The sequence below is a fragment of the Methylosinus sp. DMC45 genome, from assembly GCF_056313885.1.
This window is the reverse complement of sequence record NZ_JBQUZK010000038.1, coordinates 108246-127506: the sequence shown is the minus strand read 5'-3', so window position 1 is coordinate 127506 and position 19261 is coordinate 108246. Positions and strand designations below refer to the sequence as shown.

The 19261-nt window shown below is 66.5% G+C and carries 22 protein-coding genes and 1 tRNA gene; 21 read left to right on the top strand and 2 right to left on the bottom strand.

All coding sequences use genetic code 11. The features are described 5' to 3' along the window. Positions 1–89 precede the first annotated feature (89 nt). The 20 genes from ACT53T_RS11315 to ACT53T_RS11220 all read left to right on the top strand — a co-directional run bounded on the left by ACT53T_RS11315 (position 90) and on the right by ACT53T_RS11220 (position 15894). Complete coding sequence (locus ACT53T_RS11315; RefSeq protein ID WP_476161266.1) at positions 90–1319, top strand: phage major capsid protein; 1230 nt, start codon at positions 90–92, stop codon at positions 1317–1319. An 84-nt stretch (positions 1320–1403) separates the two neighbouring features. Then, the gene (locus ACT53T_RS11310; protein WP_476161265.1) at positions 1404–1985 is read left to right on the top strand and encodes a head-tail connector protein; all 582 of its coding nucleotides are present in this window, start codon (positions 1404–1406) and stop codon (positions 1983–1985) included. Continuing rightward, the gene (locus tag ACT53T_RS11305) at positions 1982–2308 is read left to right on the top strand and encodes a phage head closure protein (protein WP_476161264.1); all 327 of its coding nucleotides are present in this window, start codon (positions 1982–1984) and stop codon (positions 2306–2308) included. The genes ACT53T_RS11310 and ACT53T_RS11305 overlap by 4 nt, the downstream gene beginning before the upstream one ends. A gap of 10 nt (positions 2309–2318) precedes the next feature. Continuing rightward, entirely contained in the window at positions 2319–2729 is a 411-nt protein-coding gene (locus ACT53T_RS11300) for a DUF3168 domain-containing protein (protein WP_476161263.1), read from the top strand. 25 nt (positions 2730–2754) lie between these two features. After that, complete coding sequence (locus ACT53T_RS11295) at positions 2755–3165, top strand: phage major tail protein, TP901-1 family (protein ID WP_400766257.1); 411 nt, start codon at positions 2755–2757, stop codon at positions 3163–3165. Between the two features lie 10 nt (positions 3166–3175). Next, on the top strand, positions 3176–3520 hold the full coding sequence (locus tag ACT53T_RS11290) for a gene transfer agent family protein (RefSeq protein ID WP_476161262.1): 345 nt from the start codon (positions 3176–3178) through the stop codon (positions 3518–3520). Further along, positions 3517–3720: a rcc01693 family protein gene (locus tag ACT53T_RS11285; RefSeq protein ID WP_476161261.1), complete on the top strand. Its 204-nt coding sequence runs from the start codon at positions 3517–3519 to the stop codon at positions 3718–3720. The genes ACT53T_RS11290 and ACT53T_RS11285 overlap by 4 nt, the downstream gene beginning before the upstream one ends. Continuing rightward, positions 3717–4301 carry a phage tail tape measure protein gene (locus tag ACT53T_RS11280; RefSeq protein WP_400766262.1) on the top strand — a complete coding sequence of 195 codons (585 nt, stop codon included), beginning with the start codon at positions 3717–3719 and terminating at the stop codon, positions 4299–4301. The genes ACT53T_RS11285 and ACT53T_RS11280 overlap by 4 nt, the downstream gene beginning before the upstream one ends. A gap of 10 nt (positions 4302–4311) precedes the next feature. Beyond that, the gene (locus tag ACT53T_RS11275; protein ID WP_476161260.1) at positions 4312–4950 is read left to right on the top strand and encodes a phage distal tail protein, Rcc01695 family; all 639 of its coding nucleotides are present in this window, start codon (positions 4312–4314) and stop codon (positions 4948–4950) included. Positions 4951–4965: 15 nt separating this feature from the next. Continuing rightward, on the top strand, positions 4966–5856 hold the full coding sequence (locus ACT53T_RS11270; RefSeq protein ID WP_476161259.1) for a DUF2163 domain-containing protein: 891 nt from the start codon (positions 4966–4968) through the stop codon (positions 5854–5856). After that, entirely contained in the window at positions 5853–6290 is a 438-nt protein-coding gene (locus ACT53T_RS11265; RefSeq protein WP_476161258.1) for an NlpC/P60 family protein, read from the top strand. Before ACT53T_RS11270 ends, ACT53T_RS11265 begins: the two co-directional genes overlap by 4 nt. A gap of 15 nt (positions 6291–6305) precedes the next feature. Beyond that, positions 6306–10172 carry a baseplate multidomain protein megatron gene (locus ACT53T_RS11260; protein WP_476161257.1) on the top strand — a complete coding sequence of 1289 codons (3867 nt, stop codon included), beginning with the start codon at positions 6306–6308 and terminating at the stop codon, positions 10170–10172. 6 nt (positions 10173–10178) lie between these two features. Then, a complete protein-coding gene (locus ACT53T_RS11255) occupies positions 10179–11588 on the top strand; it encodes a DUF2793 domain-containing protein (protein ID WP_476161256.1) in 1410 nt (469 codons plus the stop codon). Between the two features lie 16 nt (positions 11589–11604). Further along, positions 11605–12129, top strand: coding sequence for a DUF4376 domain-containing protein (locus tag ACT53T_RS11250; RefSeq protein ID WP_476161255.1), 525 nt, complete (start codon positions 11605–11607; stop codon positions 12127–12129). 42 nt (positions 12130–12171) lie between these two features. Beyond that, entirely contained in the window at positions 12172–12630 is a 459-nt protein-coding gene (locus ACT53T_RS11245; RefSeq protein ID WP_400766276.1) for a M15 family metallopeptidase, read from the top strand. A gap of 59 nt (positions 12631–12689) precedes the next feature. Continuing rightward, positions 12690–12887 carry a hypothetical protein gene (locus tag ACT53T_RS11240; protein WP_018264311.1) on the top strand — a complete coding sequence of 66 codons (198 nt, stop codon included), beginning with the start codon at positions 12690–12692 and terminating at the stop codon, positions 12885–12887. A gap of 114 nt (positions 12888–13001) precedes the next feature. Continuing rightward, positions 13002–13328, top strand: a complete 327-nt coding sequence (locus tag ACT53T_RS11235) for a PepSY domain-containing protein (protein ID WP_018264312.1) — start codon at positions 13002–13004, stop codon at positions 13326–13328. A 33-nt stretch (positions 13329–13361) separates the two neighbouring features. Continuing rightward, the gene (locus ACT53T_RS11230) at positions 13362–14036 is read left to right on the top strand and encodes a response regulator transcription factor (RefSeq protein WP_400766278.1); all 675 of its coding nucleotides are present in this window, start codon (positions 13362–13364) and stop codon (positions 14034–14036) included. A gap of 7 nt (positions 14037–14043) precedes the next feature. Continuing rightward, a complete protein-coding gene (locus ACT53T_RS11225) occupies positions 14044–15426 on the top strand; it encodes a sensor histidine kinase (protein WP_476161254.1) in 1383 nt (460 codons plus the stop codon). Between the two features lie 54 nt (positions 15427–15480). Beyond that, positions 15481–15894 (top strand): hypothetical protein, encoded by a 414-nt coding sequence (locus tag ACT53T_RS11220; protein WP_476161253.1) that lies wholly within the window; start codon positions 15481–15483, stop codon positions 15892–15894. 4 nt (positions 15895–15898) lie between these two features. On the opposite strand, the gene ACT53T_RS11215 is transcribed toward ACT53T_RS11220, so the two are convergent. Both ACT53T_RS11215 and ACT53T_RS11210 read right to left on the bottom strand, forming a co-directional pair. Next, positions 15899–17062 (bottom strand): acyl-CoA dehydrogenase family protein, encoded by a 1164-nt coding sequence (locus ACT53T_RS11215; RefSeq protein WP_476161252.1) that lies wholly within the window; start codon positions 17060–17062, stop codon positions 15899–15901. Positions 17063–17101: 39 nt separating this feature from the next. Then, a tRNA-Leu gene (locus ACT53T_RS11210) sits at positions 17102–17187 on the bottom strand. Positions 17188–17327: 140 nt separating this feature from the next. Between ACT53T_RS11210 and ACT53T_RS11205 the strand changes: the two genes are divergently transcribed. Then, positions 17328–19256, top strand: a complete 1929-nt coding sequence (locus ACT53T_RS11205) for a hypothetical protein (protein ID WP_476161251.1) — start codon at positions 17328–17330, stop codon at positions 19254–19256. Positions 19257–19261 lie beyond the last annotated feature (5 nt).

Sequence of the window (19261 nt, the reverse complement as noted above, 5' to 3'; positions counted from 1 at the left end):
CATCTCCAATCCCCCTGGCGTCCGAACGTCCGCGAATTCACCGCGGCGCTTTCGCGCGCCTTCACGTCGAAAGAAAGAGGTTGTCGCCAATGTCGTCTCTCGAAACCAAGACGCTCTCCGGCGAGGAGGCGCTCGCCGATCTTCATCGCGCCTTCACGGCGTTCAAGGATGCGAATGAGGAGCGCCTCGCGCAGATAGAGACGCGATTGGGCGTCGACACGCTCACCGAGGAGAAGCTGCAGCGCATCGACCGCGCCATCGACGAGACCAAGCGTCGCGTCGATCGCGTCGCGCTCGATCTCGCACGGCCCCGACTCGCGTCGACGACGAACGGCGATGCGCCTGCGCGCGAGCACAAATCGGCGTTTTCTCTCTATATGCGCAGCGGCGAAGCCTCCGGCCTCAAGGCGCTCGAATCCAAGGCGCTGTCCGCCGGCTCCGGCCCGGACGGCGGATATCTCGTGCCGACTCCTGCGGAGCAGGAGATATTGCATCGGCTCGCGCATTTGTCGCCTATTCGCGCCATCGCGAGCGTGCGTGAAATCTCGACGCATTCGCTGCGCAAAGCCTATTCCACGCAGGGGCCGGCGTCGGGATGGGCGGCGGAAACCGATCCGCGAACGCAAACCGGCAGCCAGCAGATCGTCGACCTCAATTTTCCGGCGATGGAGCTCTACGCCATGCCGGCGGCGACGCAGACGCTGCTCGACGATTCCGCGATCGATGTGGAGAAATGGATCGCTGAAGAGGTGCAGACCGTCTTCGCCGAGCAGGAAGGCGCCGCCTTCGTGAACGGCAATGGAAGCGACAAGCCGAAGGGCTTCCTCGCTTACGCCACGGTCGCGGACGCGAGCTGGAGCTGGGGCAATATCGGCTATGTCGCGACCGGCGTCTCCGGCGGATTTGCGGCGAGCAATCCTTCCGACGCTCTCTTCAATCTCGTCTATGCGCTGCGCGCCGGCTATCGCCAGAACGGCAAATTCGTGCTCAACCGGCAGACGCAATCGGCCATTCGCAAATTCAAATCGACGACCGGCGAATATCTATGGGCCCCGCCCGCGAGCCTCGATCAGCCGGCGTCGCTGCTGAACTTCCCCGTGGTCGAAGCCGAAGACATGCCCAACATGGGCGCCGACAGCCTCTCCGTCGCCTTCGGCGATTTCACGCGCGGCTATCTCGTGGTCGATCGGCTCGGCGTGCGCGTGCTGCGCGATCCTTATTCCGCCAAGCCTTACGTGCTCTTCTACACCACCAAACGCGTCGGCGGCGGCGTGCAGGATTTCGAGGCGATCAAGCTGCTGAAATTCGGCGTCGCATGATCGAGCAGGCAGAAATTCGAGCGGCGCGCGACTGCGCCGCTCGCATTCGCGAAAATCGCTCGTCATTCACGAATGGACAGCCGAATGATTCCCAATCTCCTGACGGCGCCGGCGCTGGAGCCGGTCTCGCTCGACGAGGCGAAGGCCTGGCTGAGGATCGATTCCACGGTTGAGGATCCGTTGCTGGCGGCTTTGATCGTCTCGGCGCGCCTCACGCTCGAAGCCTACACGCGCCGCTTCTTCGTCACGCAGAGCTGGCGCATGCGGCTCGACGCCTGGCCCGCGCAGACATTGCGACGCGGCGCGCTCGCCATACCTTTCGCGCCCTTTCGTAGCCTTTCCGCCATTCGCGTCTATGAGTCCGGCGATGTCGCCAGGACGCTCGACAGCGCCTCCTTTCGCGCGGCGCCGGCGCGCGACGCCGGGCGCGTCGTCTTTCTCTCGCCGCCGCCGCGGCCGGGCCGGCCCTTCGACGGAATCGAGATCGATCTCGTCGCAGGCTATGGCGACAGCGCCGCCGATACGCCGGAGCCTCTGCGTCGCGCCATTCTCGCGCTCGTCGGTCATTGGCACGAGAATCGTGGCGACGCGGGCGACGCCTCCGCGCCTTTGCCGACCATCGCAATGGCTTTGGCGAAGCCGTTTCGACGCGAGCGTCTGACATGAACGCGCCGAAGATCGGCGAGATGCGCTTGCGCATGAGCCTCGAGACGCCCCTGGACACGGCGGACGACAGCGGCGCGATGACGCGAAGCTATGTCGCGCTCGGCGCCATTTGGGTGAAGCTCACCCCGCTGTCCGCCGAGGCGCGCTTCGTCGAGGAACGGCAGGAGATGGCGATCCAATGGATCGCGCATGCGCGATGGCGCGGCGATGTGACGAGCGAGATGCGTCTCGTCGATGGCTCGCGCAAGCTTCGCATCGCTTCCGCCTACGACCCGGACGGCAGGCGCCGCTTTCTGCTCTGCCATTGTGAGGAGATCGCATGAGGCGTCGCAAATGACAATCTCGCCAGTCGTCTCGCTGCGCAAGGCGATCCGCGCGCGTCTGTCGGCGGATTCCGCCCTCGTGGCCGCGCTCGGCGCGGCGAAAATATATGACGAGGCTCCGCGCGGCGCGGCCGCGCCTTACGTGCTGCTCTCCGATGCGAAGCTGCGCGATTGGTCCACGTCCGACAGTCGCGGCGCGGAACAGATCTTCGTGATCTCGATCGTCTCGATCGAGCGCGGAGCCGCGGAAGCGCTCACGCTCGGCCAGAGGATCGTCGATCTTCTCGACGAAGCGCCGCTCGCTCTCGAGGGACATCTCCTCATCGATCTGCGCCATCAGAGCGCAGAGACTCGGCGCGAGCACAATGGCCGCTTCGTGCGTGTCGATCTCCGCTTTCGCGCGACCACGGAAGCGCAATGACGACATCGAATTCGAAAGGCTTCAAATGTCCGCACAAAAGGGAAAAGATTTGTTGCTGAAGCTCGACGACGGGAGTGGAGCCTTCGTCTCCGTCGCCGGCTTGCGCACGCGCCGCCTGTCCCTCAACGCCGAGACGGTCGACGTGACCGACGCCGAATCTGCGGGACGATGGCGCGAGCTTCTGGACGGCGCCGGCGTGAAGCGCGCGAGCCTGGCGGGAACGGGAATCTTCAAGGATCAGGCGTCGGATGCGCTCATTCGTCAGCTGTTCTTCGACGGCGTGCTGCGAGAATGGCGGATCATGGTCCCTTCCTTCGGGATCATAGCCGGCATGTTTCAGATCTCCAGCCTCGACTATCGCGGCGAGCACAACGCCGAGATGACTTTCGACATAGCGCTCGAATCGGCGAGCGCGGTTTCGTTCACTGCGGCGTGAGGCGATCGTCATGGCCAATCATAAGCGGGGAGAAATCGAGGCGATTCTCGATGGCGAGCGCTATCGGCTCTGCCTCACGCTCGGCGCGCTCGCCGAGCTCGAGAGCGCGCATGGCGTGGGCGATCTCGTCGCGCTCGCGGAGCGCTTCGAAGGACGCCGGCTCTCGGCGCGCGATCTCATCCGCATCATCGGATGTGGATTGCGCGGCGGCGGAAATGAGATGTGCGACGAGGAGGTCGCGCGCATGACCGTCGCGGGAGGCCTCGGCGATTATGTGAGGATCGCGGCCGATCTGCTGTCCGCGACATTCGGCGAAAGCGCAAACCCTCCGCCGCCGGGGAGCGCGAGCGGGTGACGCCGCAGCCCTTTCCATGGGGCCGAGCAATGGCGTTCGGCCTCGGCGCGCTACGTCTTCCGCCGCGCGACTTCTGGTCGATGACGCCGCGCGAATTGGCTTGCGCCGCGGAAGGCCTCTATGGCCGCGCGGCGATAGCGCCGTCACGCGACGCTCTGGCGGAGCTGATGCGCGCATTTCCTGACGGAGACGAAACATGAGCGATGCGACGACGACCGACAGCGGCGCGCAATCATCGTTCGATCAGCCCTTTCAGGCGCTCGATCTGAAGACGACCAGGACGCTGCTCGAGGACATAAATTCGGTCGCCGCTTCGGCGACGAAGACCTTGTCGAGCGGGCTGGCGAGCGCGGCCGTGAATGGCAAGAGCTTCGATTCCACTCTCGCCTCGATCGCGCGCTCCTTGGCCAAGCTCGGCGTCAACGCCGGCGCGCAGGCGCTGACGCAGGGCGCGACGAGCGGATTGAGCGCGCTGATCTCCGGCGCATTGGGCGGCGGCGGTTCTGTGGCGCCGTTCGCGGATGGCGGCGTCGTCGCCAGCCCCACATTCTTCGCCGCGAATGGCGCTGTGGGCCTCATGGGCGAGCGCGGCGCCGAGGCGATCATGCCGCTCGCGCGCGGGCCGGATGGTCGACTGGGCGTCGCGATGCAGGGCGCCGGAGATCCGGTGACGGTGACGGTCAATATCGCGGCGCAGGATGTCGACAGCTTCCGACGTTCCGAAGGCCAGATCACTGCGGCCTTGGCCCGTGCGGTGGCGCGCGGCCGGCGCAATATTTGAGGAAAGCGCGATGGGCGATTTTCACGAGACGCGCTTTCCGCTCGACGTGTCGTTGAATGGGCGCGGCGGGCCGGAGCGACGCACCGATATCGTCACGCTCGGCTCCAATCGCGAGGCGCGCAATGCGCGATGGGCGGAGTCGCGTCGACGCTATGAGGCGGGCTATGGCGTCAAATCGCTCGCGCAGCTCGCCGCAGTCGTCGAATTTTTCGAGGAGCGGCGCGGGCGGCTGTTCGGCTTTCGCTGGCGTGATCGCGGGGACTTTTCCTCTGCGCATACGGGGCCGATTTCGCCCCTCGACCAGAGTCTCGGCGCCGGCGATGGCGCGCAGGCGCAATTTCAGCTGCGCAAGACCTATGGCGGGAGCTTCGCGCCCTATGCGCGGCCGATAGCCAAGCCTGTGGCGGAAAGCGTGCGCGTCGCGGTCGCCGGCGTCGAAAAGACGAGAGGCGTCGATTTCGACGTCGATGCGACGAGTGGAATCGTCCGCTTCTCGCTCTCGGCCGTTCCAGGGGCCGGCGCCGCGGTCACTGCAGGTTTTCTCTTCGATGTGCCGGCGCGCTTCGACACGGATTATCTCGAGATCGACGTCTCTTCCTTCGAGGCCGGCGCCATCCCGAAAATTCCGATCATCGAGCTCGTTCTTTGAGAGAGAGGCGCATCAATGCGTAAGGCTTCATCGGCGATGCGAGAATCGCTCGACGCTTCGGCGTCGACCTTGTGCAACTGCTGGCGCCTCGCCCGCAAGGATGGCCAAGTGATGGGGTTCACCGATCATGATCGCGATCTCGTCTTCGGCGGCGTGACCTATCGCGCCGCGACCGGGCTGGTCGCGACGCAGATAGAGGGAAGCGTCGGTCTGGCGGCGGGCGGCGGCGAGGTGATCGGGGCGTTGCAATCGGACGGGCTCGTCGAGAGCGATCTCGCCACCGGGCGCTATGACGGCGCCGGCGTCGAAATATGGCTCGTCGATTGGAGCAATGTCGAGAATCGTCTGCTCATCGATGCGACGACGATCGGCGAGGTGACGCGCAGCGAATTCGCGTTTCGGGCGGAGCTGCGCTCGCTGGCGGATTTCTTCGATGAGACGCGCGGCGACAGCTATCAGAAAGGCTGCTCCGCAGATCTCGGCGATGCGCGGTGCAAGGTCGATCTCTCCGCCTCCTCCTATCATACGACGGGCGTCGTGCTGGCGGCGACGCGAGGCGCGATCGTCGCGGCGCTCGCGGAGGCTTTCGACGATGAATTTTTCACCGGCGGCTCATTGACCGTCACGAGCGGCGCCGAAGCAGGCGCCGGCGGCGCGATCAAATCGCACCGTCGCTTCGGCGAGAATGCGCGTCTCGCATTATGGTCGCAGCTCGCGGACGGGATGGTTGCCGGCGATGGCTTCACGCTCGTCGCCGGCTGCGACAAGAGCGCGGCGAGCTGCCGATCGAAATTTTCCAATATCGTCAATTTCAGAGGCTTTCCGCATATGCCGGGCAATGATCTCGTCATCTCCTATCCGAGCTCGCTCGCGCCGACGATGGACGGCGGGAGCTTCTTTCGATGAGCGACGTCACGCGTGCGGCGATCCTCCGTGAGGCGCGGCTGTGGATCGGCACGCCTTATCGGCATCAGGCGTCGCTCATTCATGTCGGCTGCGATTGTCTCGGTCTCGTGCGCGGCGTGTGGCGCGCTGTCGTGGGGCCGGAGCCGGAAACGGCGCCGCCCTATTCGCCGGATTGGGCGGAGGCGCAGGGCGAGGAGACTTTGGCGCTCGCCGCGCATCGCCATTTCGATGTCGTCGCGATGGACTCGTTTCGCGCCGGCGATGTGCTTTTGTTTCGCTTTCGCGATCATTCGCCGGCCAAGCATCTCGGGATCGCCGCCAGCGCGACGCATATGGTGCATGCGCATGGCGGCGCCTGCGTCGCAGAGGCGCCGATCGGCCTATGGCGCAAGAAATTGGCGGGGGCGTTCGCCTTCCCCGGCGTGATTGATTGAGGCTTTGGAGGCGAGATGGCCACTCTTCTTTTGCAGACGGCGGGCGCGGCGATCACGCCGATCGGCTCGGTCATCGGCAATATCGCCGGCGCGGTTGGCGGCGCGCTCGTCGATGCGGCGCTGCAGCCCCGCGCGGGGACGCGCTACGAGGTCGGGCCGCGGCTGAAGGCCATGGACGGCGTCGCCTCCACGGAAGGAGCGGCGATTCCGCGCGTCTATGGGCGCGCGCGCATCGGCGGCCAGATGATCTGGGCGACGCGCTTTCTCGAGCAGACGAATGTGTCGCTGGATGGCGGCTCCAGCAATCGCGGCAAGGGCGGCGGCGGCGCGGCGCAGACGGTGAGCGTATCGTATTCCTATTATGCGAATTTCGCGATCGGTCTCTGTGAAGGCCCGATCGCCTTCGTGCGACGCATATTCGCGGACGGCAATGAGCTCGACATGACGAGCCTTCCGATCCGCATCTATAAGGGCGATGACGAGCAGCTCCCCGATGCGTTGATCGTCGCCAAGGAGGGGGCGGAGAATGCGCCGGCCTATCGCGGGCTCGCCTATATCGTGTTCGAGCAATTGGCGCTCGCGCCCTTCGGCAATCGCATTCCGCAATTCACCTTCGAGGTGACGCGGCCGGTGGCGGGGCTCGGCGCGAAGATTCGCGCTGTCGACATTATTCCGGGCGCGACGGAGGCCGGCTATCAGCCGTCGCTACAGCTGAACTTCTTCTCGCCGGGCCAGACCAGCGCGGAGAATCGTCACCAGCTGACGGCGGCGAGCGATTGGACGGCGTCGATCGACGCATTGCAGGCGCTCTGTCCCAATCTCGAGAGCGTGGCGCTGGTCGTGGCCTGGTTCGGCGACGATCTGCGCGCGGGTCATTGCACCATCGCGCCGCGCGTGGATGCGAGATTCAAGACGATCGGCGAGTTCGACTATGTGTATGGGCCTTTCTGGCCGGCGGATTGGTCTGTCGCGGGGCTGATGCGCGCGACAGCGCGGCTGGTCTCGCAGATCGACGGCCGCTCCGCTTTCGGCGGCACGCCGAGCGATGCATCGGTGCGCGCTGCTATCGCCGATCTGCGCGCCCGCGGTCTTTCCGTCCTGTTCTACCCTTTTGTGATGATGGATGTGCCGCCGGACAATGTCCTGCCCGATCCGCGCAGCGGTGAGATCGGGCGGCCCGCCTTTCCTTGGCGTGGCCGCATCACCTGCGATCCTGCGCCAGGGCGTGCGGATACGGTGGATGGAACGAGCGCGGCGGCGACGCAAATCGGGGCTTTCTTCGCGCAGTATCGCGCCTTTATTCTTCACTACGCCGGCTTGTGCGAGGAGGCGGGCGGCGTCGACGCTTTCCTCATCGGCTCGGAGCTGGCGGCGCTCACGCGCATTCGCTCGGCGCCGGGCGTCTATCCGGCTGTCGCGGCGCTGGCCGCGCTCGCCGAGGATGTGAAGAGCGTTCTGCGCAGCGGAACCAAGGTCGGCTATTCCGCCGATTGGACGGAATATGGCGCGCATGTGCCGGCGGCGGGCGAGCTTCGCTTTCCGCTCGATCCTCTATGGGGCGCGTCGTCGATCGATTTCGTCGGAATCGATGTCTATTGGCCGCTTTCCGATTGGCGCGACGGCTCGGAGCATCTCGATGCGCAGAGCGCGGCGAATGTTTATGATCTCGATTATCTGACGTCGCGCGTCGGCTCAGGCGAAGGATTCGATTGGTTCTACGGGAGCGAGGCGGATCGGCTCACGCAGACGCGCACGCCGATCATGGATTCCCTCGGCAAGCCGTGGGTGTATCGTGTCAAGGATCTCCTCGGCTGGTGGTCGAGTGCCCATCATGAGCGCGTCGGCGGCGTCGAGCTCGGCGCATCGACGGATTGGACGCCGCAGAGCAAGCCGATCTGGATCGTCGAGACGGGATGTGCGGCGGTCGATCGCGGCGCCAATGCGCCCAATGTGTTCGCCGACGCGCATTCGTCGGAAGGGGGACTTCCCTATTTTTCGCGCGGCGGACGCGATGATCTGATGCAGGCGCGCTGTCTCGAGGCCATGCTCGGCTATTTCGATCCGACGGCGGCGGGCGGCGATTTGCGCAATCCATTGTCGGCTTCCTATGGCGGGCGAATGGTCGATGTGGCGCGCATTCATGTCTGGTGTTGGGATGCGCGGCTGTTTCCCGCGTTTCCCGGCTGTTCGGATGTCTGGGCGGATGCGGCGAATTGGGAGACGGGGCATTGGCTCAATGGACGGCTCGAGGGGACGCCGCTCGATCGCCTCGTTGCGACGCTCGCATCGGCGATCGGGGCGAATGATCTCGTCGGCCAGCGGCCCGCGATCGAGGGCTTCGTCGATGGCTATGTGCTCGACAGCGCAATGTCGCCGCGCGAGGCCATCGATCCGCTCGCGTCTTTGTTCGGCTTCGACGCGGTGGCGTCCGGCGGCGCTCTGCGTTTCGTCTCGCGTGGGACGAAAAGCGTGCGCCAGATCGACGACGATGATCTCGTTCCGCGCAAGGATGGGTCGCTGATCGAGCTGCGGCGTGCGCAGGAGAGCGAGCTTCCGCATGAGATCGCTTTGTCCTTCGGCGATTCGGAGTTCGATTATCGCACGGGCCGTGTGCTGTCGCGTCGGCTCGAGGGCTATTCCTCGAGGCGGAGCGAAGCGGAGACGGCGGTGATGATGGCGCGCTCCAATGCGCAGCGTTTGGCCGATGTATGGCTGCAGGATATTTGGGCGGGGCGCGAGACGGCGCGATTTTCTGTGCGGCCGGGGCTCGCGACTCTGGAAGCGGGCGATGTGGTCTCATTGGCGCGCGTGGCGGGACGCAAATGGCAGATCACGCAGATCACCGATGGCGCGGCGCGCGAGATCGAGGCGCGCGCGGTCGATGCGAGCGTCTATGATGTTTGCGCGCGCTCCCTCGCCCGGCGCGCTTTGGCGTCTCCGGGCGTTATCGGGCCGCCGCGCGTGGTCGTTCTCGATCTCGCGATCGCGAAGGATGGAGAGACGGCCTTGTCGCATGTCGCCGCTTTCGCCGACCCCTGGCCGGGCGCATTGGCGATTCGGCGGAAGCTCGGCGCATCCTTCGAATCTGTCGGGCTGATCGAGAAGCGTGCGATCATCGGCGAAACTTTGGATGCGTTCCCGCCCGGACCGCTCGGGCGTTTCGATCGCCGCGCGAGCGTGACGGTGAAGCTCGCGTCGGGCGCGCTCGCTTCGGTGGACGATGGAAGCGCTTTCGCGCTGCGCTCGTCGATGGCGATACGCGGGGATGACGGCGCCTGGGAGATATTCGCCTTCACGCGTGCGGAGCTGGTCGCGACGAACACTTATCGTCTGTCGCGGCTGCTGCGCGGGATCGGCGGCGAGGATGCGCTGGCCGCTCGCACAGTGGCGGCGGGAGCGACGGTCGTGCTGCTCGACGATGCGATCATCGCGTTCGCGAGAAACGCCGCGGAGATCGATTCCGCGAGCGTCTATCGAATAGGTCCGGCGGATCGCGACTATGACGATCCGACCCATGTCGAGCTGGAGGTTGCCGCGACGCGCAAGTCGTTGCTTCCCTATTCGCCGACTCATGCGCATGCGCGACGCATGGCCGATGGCGTCGTCATTTCTTTCATCCGGCGCGGGCGGATCGACGCCGATTCCTGGGAGCCGGTCGATATTCCGCTCGGCGAGGAGAGCGAAGCCTATGACGTCGTCATCGCGCTTCCCGGCGGCGGCGCGCGCACGTTGAGCGTGGCGAGCGCTTCGGCGCTCTATCCGGCGAGCGACGAGCTCGCCGATTTCGGCGCGCCGCAAACGAGCTTGGCCGTGCGGATATTTCAAATCAGCGCCCGCGCGGGTCGCGGCTTTCCGCTCGTCGCGACGCTGCCCATAGAGTGAGCTTCGATGACCGATACGATTCATTTGGCTCTGCCCTGCATCGATGCGGCGCAGGCGCAGAAGCATGTCACCCATAATGAGGCGTTGCAGCTGCTCGACGCAGTCACGCAGCTTTCCGTAATCGATCGACGCGCCTCGCCGCCTTCTTCTCCCGTCGATGGCGATCGATATCTCGTCGTCGCCGCGGCGGCGGGAGCTTTCGCCGGGAAGGAGCAGAAGGTCGCGGTCCGTCTCGGCGGCGCTTGGGCGTTTCTCGCGCCGAAAGCGGGCTGGCTCGCCTTTGTTGAGGCCGAGCAGAGCATGCTGCTCTGCGATGGCTCCGCGTGGATCGATGCGGGGCGCGTGCTGCGAGAGCTCGCGGCTCTGTCGCTGCTCGGCGTGGGGACGACGGCGGACGCCGCCAATCCCCTCTCGGTGAAGGCGAGCGCGGCGCTGTTCGCCGCGCGCACGATCGCGGAGGGCGGGGCCGGCGATTTTCGCGTCAAGCTCGAGAAGGAGACTGCCGCCAACACGGCGTCACAGCTCTATCAGTCCAATTGGTCCGGGCGAGCCGAGACGGGACTTCTCGGCGACGATGATTTCCATGTGAAAGTGTCCGCCGACGGGACGATTTGGCGCGAGGCGCTTATCGTCGATCGTTCGACGGGGCGGGTCGCTTTTCCGAACGGCATGGGCGACGGCGCTTCTGTCGCGTTTCGCAATCGCCTGCGCAATGTGGCTTTCGCGATCAATCAGCGCGCTGTTTCGGGAACAGTGTCGCTCGCGGCCGGTCAATACGGCCATGACGGCGTGAAGGCCGGCGCTTCTGGCGCGAGCTATACATTCACGACGAGCGGCGTCGATACGACGCTCTCCATTTCCGCCGGCTCCTTGATCCTGCCGATCGAGGCGCAGCTGATGGAGGGAGGATCCTATGCGCTCGCGCATGACGGAAGCGCGCAGGCGCGCGTATGGCAGGGCGCGGGCTACTCCGGCTCCGGCTCGTATGCGACGGCTTCTCGAAGCGCGCCGCTTCTCGTCTTTGGGCTCACGACGAATGCGCAGACCAATGTCGAATTCTCCGGCGGCTCTGTCCTGCGGCCGCAATTCGAGCCCGGCGTCTATGCGACGAGCTTCGAGCGACGACCGCCGGGCGTGGAGCTGTCGATGTGCCAGCGCTATTTTCAGGCCTTGCTGGTCTCGCATCTCTTCACCGCAAATGCGGGCACGCAGTTCGGAGGCTCGGTCATGACGCTGCCCGCGACGATGTTCGGAACGCCGACCTTGTCGGCGCTGTCCGGCGGCGTGCAGACCAATGTTCTGATGGACGGCCTCAATACGATGGGCAAGGGGGCCGTCCGATATTTCATGGCGTCGACCGCGGCAGGATCGGTCGAAGCCTATAATCGCGCATTCACCGCTTCGGCGGAAATTTGAGAGGGAGATTCGCGACATGGCCTATTCGATCATTTGCGATCTCAGTGGGGAGCCGCTGCCCGATCTGGTGCGGCGCGACGCCGATGGCGCGAGCGTCCCGATCGATGCGCAGACCGCCGACAGCCTCGCTTATCGTGAGTGGCTCGGCGCCGGGAATGCGCCGACGCCTTTGCCGATTCCCACTCTCGCGGAAATCAGGAGCAAGCGGCTCGCTGCTCTCGCCGCGCGTCGGTGGCGCGCGGAGAGGGCGGGAACCTCGGTGAATGGCATGCGCCTTTCCACCGATGAGACGACGCAAGCGAAGCTCACCGCCGCGGTCGTGGCCAGCGTGCTCGATAATAATTACGCGGTGAACTGGAAGCTGGCGGATGGCGGATTCGTCATGTTGGATCATGCGGCCTTGATCGCCGTCGCGCAGGGCGTGCGGGCGCATGTGCAGAGCTGCTTCGATCGCGAGGCGCAGCTCGCCGCCGTCATCCTCGCGGCGCAGGACAGCGCAGCGCTCGCGTCGATCGACATAGACTCGGCCTGGCCGGGCTGAGGCGGCGCGCCGCGCCTTTTTCACGAGCGAAAGGACTTCGACATGATCGATATGAAAGCGCCGGCGCGCTCCGCGCCGCGCGCGGGCTTTGTGCTGGGCGAAGGCTGCGAGGCGAAGCTCGTCGGCGTGCATCCCGATCTCGTGCGCGTGGTGCGGGCGGCCGCCGCGCGCTGCGAGCAGAAATTCGTGGTGTTCGAAGGCGTGCGGACAATCGCGCGCGAGCGCTCGCTCATCGCCCGCGGCGCGTCGGCGCTGAAGAATCCCTTCCGCTGCCGGCATGTGCCGACGCTGGACCCGCGGCATGGGCTCGTCGGACATGCGGTCGATCTCGTTCCGCTCGTCGATGGGCGGCCGCAATGGTCGTGGCCGCAGATCTATCCGATTGCGCGCGCGATGAAGGCGGCGGCGCAGGCGGAGCATGTGACGATCGAATGGGGCGGCGATTGGCGCGCGCTGAGGGATGGCCCGCACTATCAGCTGCCATGGGCGCTCTATCCGTGACGGCGGCGCATCGATTTCCGCGCCGGGCGGTTTCCCGGCGAAACGAAAGGATGACGACTATGGGTCTTTCGCTTTCTTCCGCTTATGCGTGGTTGCTGGCGCGGGTCGAGGAGCCGTCGACCTGGGCCGGGACCGGCGTGGTGGCTGCGATCGTGCATTCGGTCGCGCCGGGCGCGCTGGGCGATGGCGTGCTGGCGGCGGGCGCCGCGCTCGGCGGGCTGATCGCGATCGTCGCGCCGGAAAAGGCTGCGGACTGAGGCCGTGGGCAGCGCCGGAGCCGAATTCGGCGCCGCCCCTCGTTGGGGCGTTCACTTGGCGTTCACTTGGCGTTCAGCCGGCGCATCGCATAGAGTTCGCGGGGAAAAGCGAGAATGCGTCGAATCGTGTCGAAATTGCTGGCTCTCATCGTCGCCGCGCCGCAGGCCGCATCTGCGATGGCCGCGGATCGGCCGGCGCTGCAATGCCTGCCGATCGCCGAGACTCGCCAGCTCATCTCGGATCGGCGGCTCGGCGATCCTTTCGCGCTGATGCAGGCCGCGAGCGTCGCCGCCCATGCGGAGCCGATCAACGCCAAGCTCTGCCGTGAGCATGAGGAGCTGGTCTATGAGATCAGCCTGCTGCGCCGCGATGGACGAGTGGTGCGGATTTATCTCGACGCGGCGACCGGCCAGCCCCATGCTGGCCATAAAGAGCATTGAAAAGACGATTCGTCTGGGTGACGGAGGCGGGGCTTGCGGCTGCTGGTCGTGGAGGATGACAAGGATTTGAACCGGCAGCTCGTCGCCGCGCTGGAGCAGGCGGGCTATGCGGTCGATCGCGCCTATGATGGCGAGGAGGGACATTTTCTCGGCGACACCGAGCCCTATGACGCTGTCGTCCTCGATATCGGCCTGCCGAAAAAGGACGGCGTCACTGTGCTCGAGGAGTGGCGCGCCGCCGGGCGGATCATGCCGGTCTTGATTCTCACCGCGCGTGACCGCTGGAGCGACAAGGTGCAGGGCTTCGACGCCGGCGCCGATGATTATGTGGCCAAGCCTTTCCATATGGAGGAGCTGCTCGCGCGGCTGCGCGCGTTGCTGCGCCGGGCGGCCGGCCACGCCACCAGCGAGATCGTCTGCGGCCCCGTTCGGCTCGACACCAAGGCCGGACGCGTCGTCGTCGATGGCGCGGCTGTGAAGCTCACCTCGCATGAATATCGGCTGCTCGCTTATTTGATGCATCATTCCGGGCGCGTCGTGTCGCGCGGCGAGATTGTCGAGCATCTCTACGATCAGGACTTCGATCGCGACTCCAACACGATCGAGGTGTTCGTCGGTCGGCTGCGCAAGAAGCTCGGCGTCGATCTCATCCAGACGGTGCGCGGGCTCGGCTATATGGCGGCGCCGCCCGAGCCGGCGAAGCGCTGAAGACGCGATGCGGCGATTGGGCTTTCCGGGGCGATCGATCGCGGCGCGGCTGTTCTTCGCCGCCGCGGCGCTCAGCTCCGTCGTGCTGATGATCGCCGGCCTCGCCCTCACTGAATATTATCGACGCACGGCGGAAGATGTGTTCGAGCAGCGGCTCGGCGTCTATCTGCGCGCCATTGTCGCCGATGTTTCGGAGTCGGGCGAGGATGGACGCAGCGGGCCGGGGCAGCTCGGCGATCCGCAATTCGAGCTGGCGCGCTCCGGCTGGTATTGGCAGATCACCCGCCTCGACGATGAGGCGCATGAGATAAAAGCCTCGCGCTCGCTCTTCGCCGCGAAATTGCCGAAGCTCTCCGATCTGCATGTGCCGGCGGAGACCGGCGGCGTCAGGCGCGGCGTCGCTCTGGGGCCGGACGGGCGCTGGCTGCGCATCGTCGAGCGCGTCATCGACGTCGGCGACACGGGCGTCTATCTCGTGCAAGTGGCGGCGACGACGGAGGAGACCGAGAATCAGATCGCGCGCTTTCGCTGGTCGCTCATCGTCGCCTTCTCGCTGCTCGCCATTGCGCTGGCGCTCGCCACCGCGGTCCAGGTGAGCGTGGGCCTGCGGCCGCTGAAGCTGCTGCAGCGGGAATTGTCGCTCATTCGCCGCGGCGAGCGCGGACGCATAGAGAGCGCCTATCCGACCGAGGTGGCGCCGCTCGCCGAGGAGCTCAATCTGATGATCTCCGCCAATCGCGACATTGTGGAGCGCTCGCGCACGCAGGTCGGCAATCTCGCCCATGCTCTGAAGACGCCGCTCAGCGTCATCGTCAATGAGGCGGACGCCGCGCCCTCGCCGCTCGCCGCCAAGGTGAGCGAGCAGGCGACGCTGATGCGCGATCAGATCTCCTTCTATCTCGAGCGCGCGCGGGCGGCGGCGCGCGCCGGCGCCATAGGCGCGACGACGGAGGTCGCGCCCGTGGTGGCGGCGCTGCTGCGCACTTTCGGCAAAATCTACGGCGAGCGCGGCGTCGCCTTTTCCGGCGAGGCGGCCGCGGAGCTGCGCTTTCTCGGCGAGCGGCAGGACCTCGAGGAGATCGTCGGCAATCTGCTCGACAACGCCGGCAAATGGGCGGCGAGCGAGGTGCGGCTGTCGGTGGCGCTGGAGAACGCCGAGGCCGGGCGAAGCCGGCTCGTTTTCACCATTGACGATGATGGTCCGGGCCTCGCGGCGGAGCTTCGCGCGCAGGCGACGCGGCGCGGCCAGCGGCTGGACGAGACGCGGCCGGGGACGGGGCTCGGCCTTTCCATCGTCGCGCATCTCACCGCCGATTACGGCGGCGCGCTCTCGCTCGACGACAATCCGCTCGGCGGGCTCAGAGCGCAGGCGCGATTGCCGGGCCTTTGACAGAGTGAGGGCCTTGCGGCAAAGGAGAAGCGATTGCGCCAGCGGAGAGAAATCATGTCGAGACGGGCGAATTCGGCGATCGTCAGATTTGCGGCGGCTGCGGGCCTGTCCTGCGTCGCGCTCGCGGTCTCGGGCTGCAATTCGACCGAATCGTCCGCGCCGGCCGCGGCCGTCGTCGTCGCGCCGGAGCCTCCGGCGCCGGGCGTCATCGGCGCCGCCATCGGTCGCGAGCTGGACGCCGCCGATCGCGTGACCGCCGTGGCGGCGCAGCAGGAGGCGGTCGCCTCCGGCCAGCGCAAGAGCTGGCGCGGAACCCATGGCGCTTATGGCTTTATCGAGCCGGCGCCCGAGGCGGCCCTGGGCGGCTGTCGGGATTATACGCATAAGATTTTCATCGACGGCCGGCCGCAACAGGCCAAGGGCCAGGCCTGCAAGAAGCCGGACGGCGGCTGGCGCGTGACGAGCTGAGCGCTCAGGAATAGAAGGACGGCGTCGGATAGGCGTCGTTCAGCACGAAATCGCCGATCTCTTTCAGCTTGTGGTCGATGGGGTCGTGCAGAGCATGCGTGCGGGCGTTGCGCCAGAAGCGATCGAGCCGCAAGCGCGCATGAGTGGCGCGCGCCCCCATGATCTCGAAAATGCGGGAGCCTGTGTCGAGCGCGGCGCGCACGCTCACGGTTTTGGCCGTGGCGATCTCTATCGCTATGGCGCCGCGCTGCTGCGGCGTGATGCCGTTGCCCTTCTCCCAGCCGCTCTGAAAAGCGCGCGCGGCGCGATCGAGCAAGGCCTCGGCGGCGGCGGCCTGCGTCCATAATTCGCCGGTCGTGTGGAGAATGAACGGATCGGCGCCGATGCGCCCGGCGCCCTCGCTCGGCAGTCCGCGCACATAGGCCTTGGCCTCGTCCAGCGCGCCGCGCGCGAGGCCTGCGAAAATTGCGCTGAGCAAAAGCTGCACGAGACAGGGCCGCAGCGCCGCGAAAGGGGAGCCCATAGGGCCGGGCGAAACCAGCAGCTCGTCCTCCGAAATTTCTACGCGCTCGAAGGAGACCGCGCCGCTGTCGGTCTGGCGCTGGCCCATATTGTCCCAATCATCGTGAATTCGGACGCCTTCGCGCTTCGTCGGAATGGCGGCGATCTTCAGCCTGTCCTGCTCGTCGAGGGCGGAGACGATCAGCATGTCGGAATCGCTCGCGCCGGAGCAGAAGGTCTTGACGCCGTCGAGCCGCAAAATCGCGCCGTCGCGGGAAAGGCGCAGGCGCGGGTCCTTGGGATTGACCGCGTTGCCCCAGAAGCAGCGCTCGCGCAGCGTCTTTTCCATCAGCGTGCGCGCTTGCGTAGGCGCGCCGAAGATTTGCGGCGTGACCACCATCAGATGGTGAAAGGCGAAGAGATGGGCGAGAGCGCTGTCGACCGCCGCCATTCGCCGCACGGCCTGGGCGATCTCGATCCAATCGGCGCCCGCGCCGCCGAGCGCGCGCGGAATGGCGAGGCCGAGCAGGCCGCTCGCGCGAATGAGATCGCGCTCGTGTTTCGCCGTGCCGCCTTCCGCGTCTCGCCGCGCCGCCGTTGCGGCGAGCTCGGCGAGCAGCGGCTCGAGCGCAGGATCGCTTGGAAAGCTCGCATCGAGCGCGGACATGAGGAACAGCCTCCTCGGGGGATAGATAGCGGCGGCGCCTGGTGCGGACGGCGGGGATCGAACCCGCATGGGCATGGCCCGAGGGATTTTAAGTCCCTTGCGTCTACCGGTTCCGCCACGTCCGCGATTCGCGCAGTGATAGCGCAGCGCGCAGGCCGCGGCAAACGGAGACCTCAACCTCGGGTTAACCATGAAGACGATAAGCCTTTGCGGTTCGCCCGGAAGCCGCCACGCGCGGCCGGGCCGCGAAGCGCCGGAGAGTCGATTGCTCAGCTCGACCGATCAAGCTTTCCGCCGCGACATCGCGCGGCCGTCCCGAATCGCTCTCGGCGCGATCGCGCCGCTCGCCGCCTGCGCGGCGATCTTCCTTCTGCTGCGTCCCTATTACGGTCTCGAGCATGATGCGGTGATCTATATGGGCCGCGGCCTCGCCGATCTCGATCCGCAGGGCGTCGGCCGCGACATCATGTTCCGCTACGACGGCCAATCGAAATTCAGCGTCTTCTCGCGGCTGGTCGATCTGCTCATTCCCGCTCTCGGCCTCGCCACGGCGGCCAAGGCGCTCGCTTTGACGGGCTGCGCGCTCTGGTTCGCGGCGCTGGCGGCGCTCGCCTCGCGCCTCGCGCGAGGGGCGGCTCTCTTCGCGCTGCTGCTACTCGCGGCCGCATTCGACAGCTCCTATGGCGGGTTCGGCGTCTTTCATTTCGCCGAGCCTTTCGCGACGCCGCGGCCTTTCGCAGAGGCTTTCGTTCTCGGCGCTCTCGCGGCGCTGCTCGCCGAGCGGCGATGGATCGCGATCGGCTTTCTGCTGGCGGCGGCGGCCTTTCACCCGATCATCGCCGCGCCGGGCTTTCTTGTCGCGCTGCTCTATGAAGGATTGAGAGATCGGCGCATTCTCGTCGCCGCGCTCGTCGCCGGGGCGGGGGCGCTGGTCGCGGCGCTCGCCGGGGCGCCGCTGCTCGAGCGGCTGACGACGCGCATCGATCCGCAATGGGCGGCGATCATCTCCCTCCGCAGCGATTATATTTTCCTTGCCGACTGGCCGGCGAGCACATGGATCGCAATGCTGCGGCAGGCGAGCACGCTGCTGCTCGCCGCGAGCCTTTCGCCGCCTCCCGCGCGGCGTCTGCTGTTCTGCGTGATCGGCGCAGTCGGGCTCGGACTTTCGGCGAGCTTTCTGCTCGGCGATGTGCTGATGCGCGAGCTGGCGGCGCAGGCGCAGGCCTGGCGGGCGCTCTGGCTCGCCGCCGCTTTCGCGCCGCTGGCGCTCGGCCTCGCCGCGCCGGCGCTGTGGCGGGACGGCTTACAGGGCCGCATCGCGCTCACGCTTCTCGTGACGAGCTGGATTTTGCGCGCGGCGCCGGAGAGCGCCTTTCTCGCGCTCGTCGCGGCGCTCGCCTGGTGGGGCCGCGCGCGCTGGCGCCATATTCCGTTCGCCTCGCTGGAGCGTGCGCTTTTCGCGCTCTGCGGCCTCTGCGCGGTCGTCGTGTTCGGCGCGGCGCTTTGGTTCGCGCGGGAATATGCCCGCGTCGCGCCGAGCGAGGATGCAGTTTTGTCCGCTGTTCTGCGCACGGGCGAGCCATTGTATGTTCCTGCGCTCGTCGTTGGCCTCGCCATCGCGGTCGACATATGGCGGCCGCGTCTACGCCATGCTCTGATCGTCGCAACCGTCGCCGCGCCCCTCGCCGCCTTCTGCTGGAGCTTCGATCCGTCTCCGCTCGGGCGGCCGCTCGTTCGTCAGGCCGAGCTCGAGGCGCTCATGGCGGAGCATCCCGGCGAGGCGCTCTGGGTCAATGAGAAGCTCGCGCCGTGGGTCTGGCTCGGACGCGCCAATTGGGCGTCGCCGGTGCAAGGTTCCGGCATTGTCTTCGCGCGGGAGCTGGCGCTCGTCTGGCGGGAACGGACGGGTCTGTTGCGCGATCTCGGCTGGGTCGCGGACAGCGCGTTGAAGCCGCGAACCGGCGATGTGATCGATTTTCCACCGTTCACGCGCGGCGCGCTGGAGCGGCTGTGCGGGCGTTCGGACGCTCCGGCCTGGGTCATCGGCGCGACCAAAGCGCCGGAGGCTCCAGGCCTCGACGCACATTTCTGGCGCGGTCCACTCCGCTATTCGCCGCATGTGTTCGGGGAGGCGCCGGAATGGGTCCCGATCGAGCATTACGCCATCTTCGATTGCGCGGCCTATCGGCGATAGGCGCC

Excerpts from the sequence above, each read along its gene's own strand:
- ACT53T_RS11270 (WP_476161259.1), top strand. The coding sequence starts at position 4,966 with ATGCGTAAGGCTTCATCGGCGATGCGAGAATCGCTCGACGCTTCGGCG.
- ACT53T_RS11280 (WP_400766262.1), top strand. The coding sequence starts at position 3,717 with ATGAGCGATGCGACGACGACCGACAGCGGCGCGCAATCATCGTTCGAT.
- ACT53T_RS11220 (WP_476161253.1), top strand. The coding sequence starts at position 15,481 with ATGTCGAGACGGGCGAATTCGGCGATCGTCAGATTTGCGGCGGCTGCG.
- ACT53T_RS11215 (WP_476161252.1), bottom strand. The coding sequence starts at position 17,062 with ATGTCCGCGCTCGATGCGAGCTTTCCAAGCGATCCTGCGCTCGAGCCG.
- ACT53T_RS11225 (WP_476161254.1), top strand. The coding sequence starts at position 14,044 with ATGCGGCGATTGGGCTTTCCGGGGCGATCGATCGCGGCGCGGCTGTTC.
- ACT53T_RS11235 (WP_018264312.1), top strand. The coding sequence starts at position 13,002 with ATGCGTCGAATCGTGTCGAAATTGCTGGCTCTCATCGTCGCCGCGCCG.
- ACT53T_RS11310 (WP_476161265.1), top strand. The coding sequence starts at position 1,404 with ATGATTCCCAATCTCCTGACGGCGCCGGCGCTGGAGCCGGTCTCGCTC.
- ACT53T_RS11305 (WP_476161264.1), top strand. The coding sequence starts at position 1,982 with ATGAACGCGCCGAAGATCGGCGAGATGCGCTTGCGCATGAGCCTCGAG.
- ACT53T_RS11290 (WP_476161262.1), top strand. The coding sequence starts at position 3,176 with ATGGCCAATCATAAGCGGGGAGAAATCGAGGCGATTCTCGATGGCGAG.
- ACT53T_RS11300 (WP_476161263.1), top strand. The coding sequence starts at position 2,319 with ATGACAATCTCGCCAGTCGTCTCGCTGCGCAAGGCGATCCGCGCGCGT.
- ACT53T_RS11265 (WP_476161258.1), top strand. The coding sequence starts at position 5,853 with ATGAGCGACGTCACGCGTGCGGCGATCCTCCGTGAGGCGCGGCTGTGG.
- ACT53T_RS11260 (WP_476161257.1), top strand. The coding sequence starts at position 6,306 with ATGGCCACTCTTCTTTTGCAGACGGCGGGCGCGGCGATCACGCCGATC.
- ACT53T_RS11275 (WP_476161260.1), top strand. The coding sequence starts at position 4,312 with ATGGGCGATTTTCACGAGACGCGCTTTCCGCTCGACGTGTCGTTGAAT.
- ACT53T_RS11315 (WP_476161266.1), top strand. The coding sequence starts at position 90 with ATGTCGTCTCTCGAAACCAAGACGCTCTCCGGCGAGGAGGCGCTCGCC.
- ACT53T_RS11240 (WP_018264311.1), top strand. The coding sequence starts at position 12,690 with ATGGGTCTTTCGCTTTCTTCCGCTTATGCGTGGTTGCTGGCGCGGGTC.
- ACT53T_RS11295 (WP_400766257.1), top strand. The coding sequence starts at position 2,755 with ATGTCCGCACAAAAGGGAAAAGATTTGTTGCTGAAGCTCGACGACGGG.
- ACT53T_RS11255 (WP_476161256.1), top strand. The coding sequence starts at position 10,179 with ATGACCGATACGATTCATTTGGCTCTGCCCTGCATCGATGCGGCGCAG.
- ACT53T_RS11250 (WP_476161255.1), top strand. The coding sequence starts at position 11,605 with ATGGCCTATTCGATCATTTGCGATCTCAGTGGGGAGCCGCTGCCCGAT.
- ACT53T_RS11245 (WP_400766276.1), top strand. The coding sequence starts at position 12,172 with ATGATCGATATGAAAGCGCCGGCGCGCTCCGCGCCGCGCGCGGGCTTT.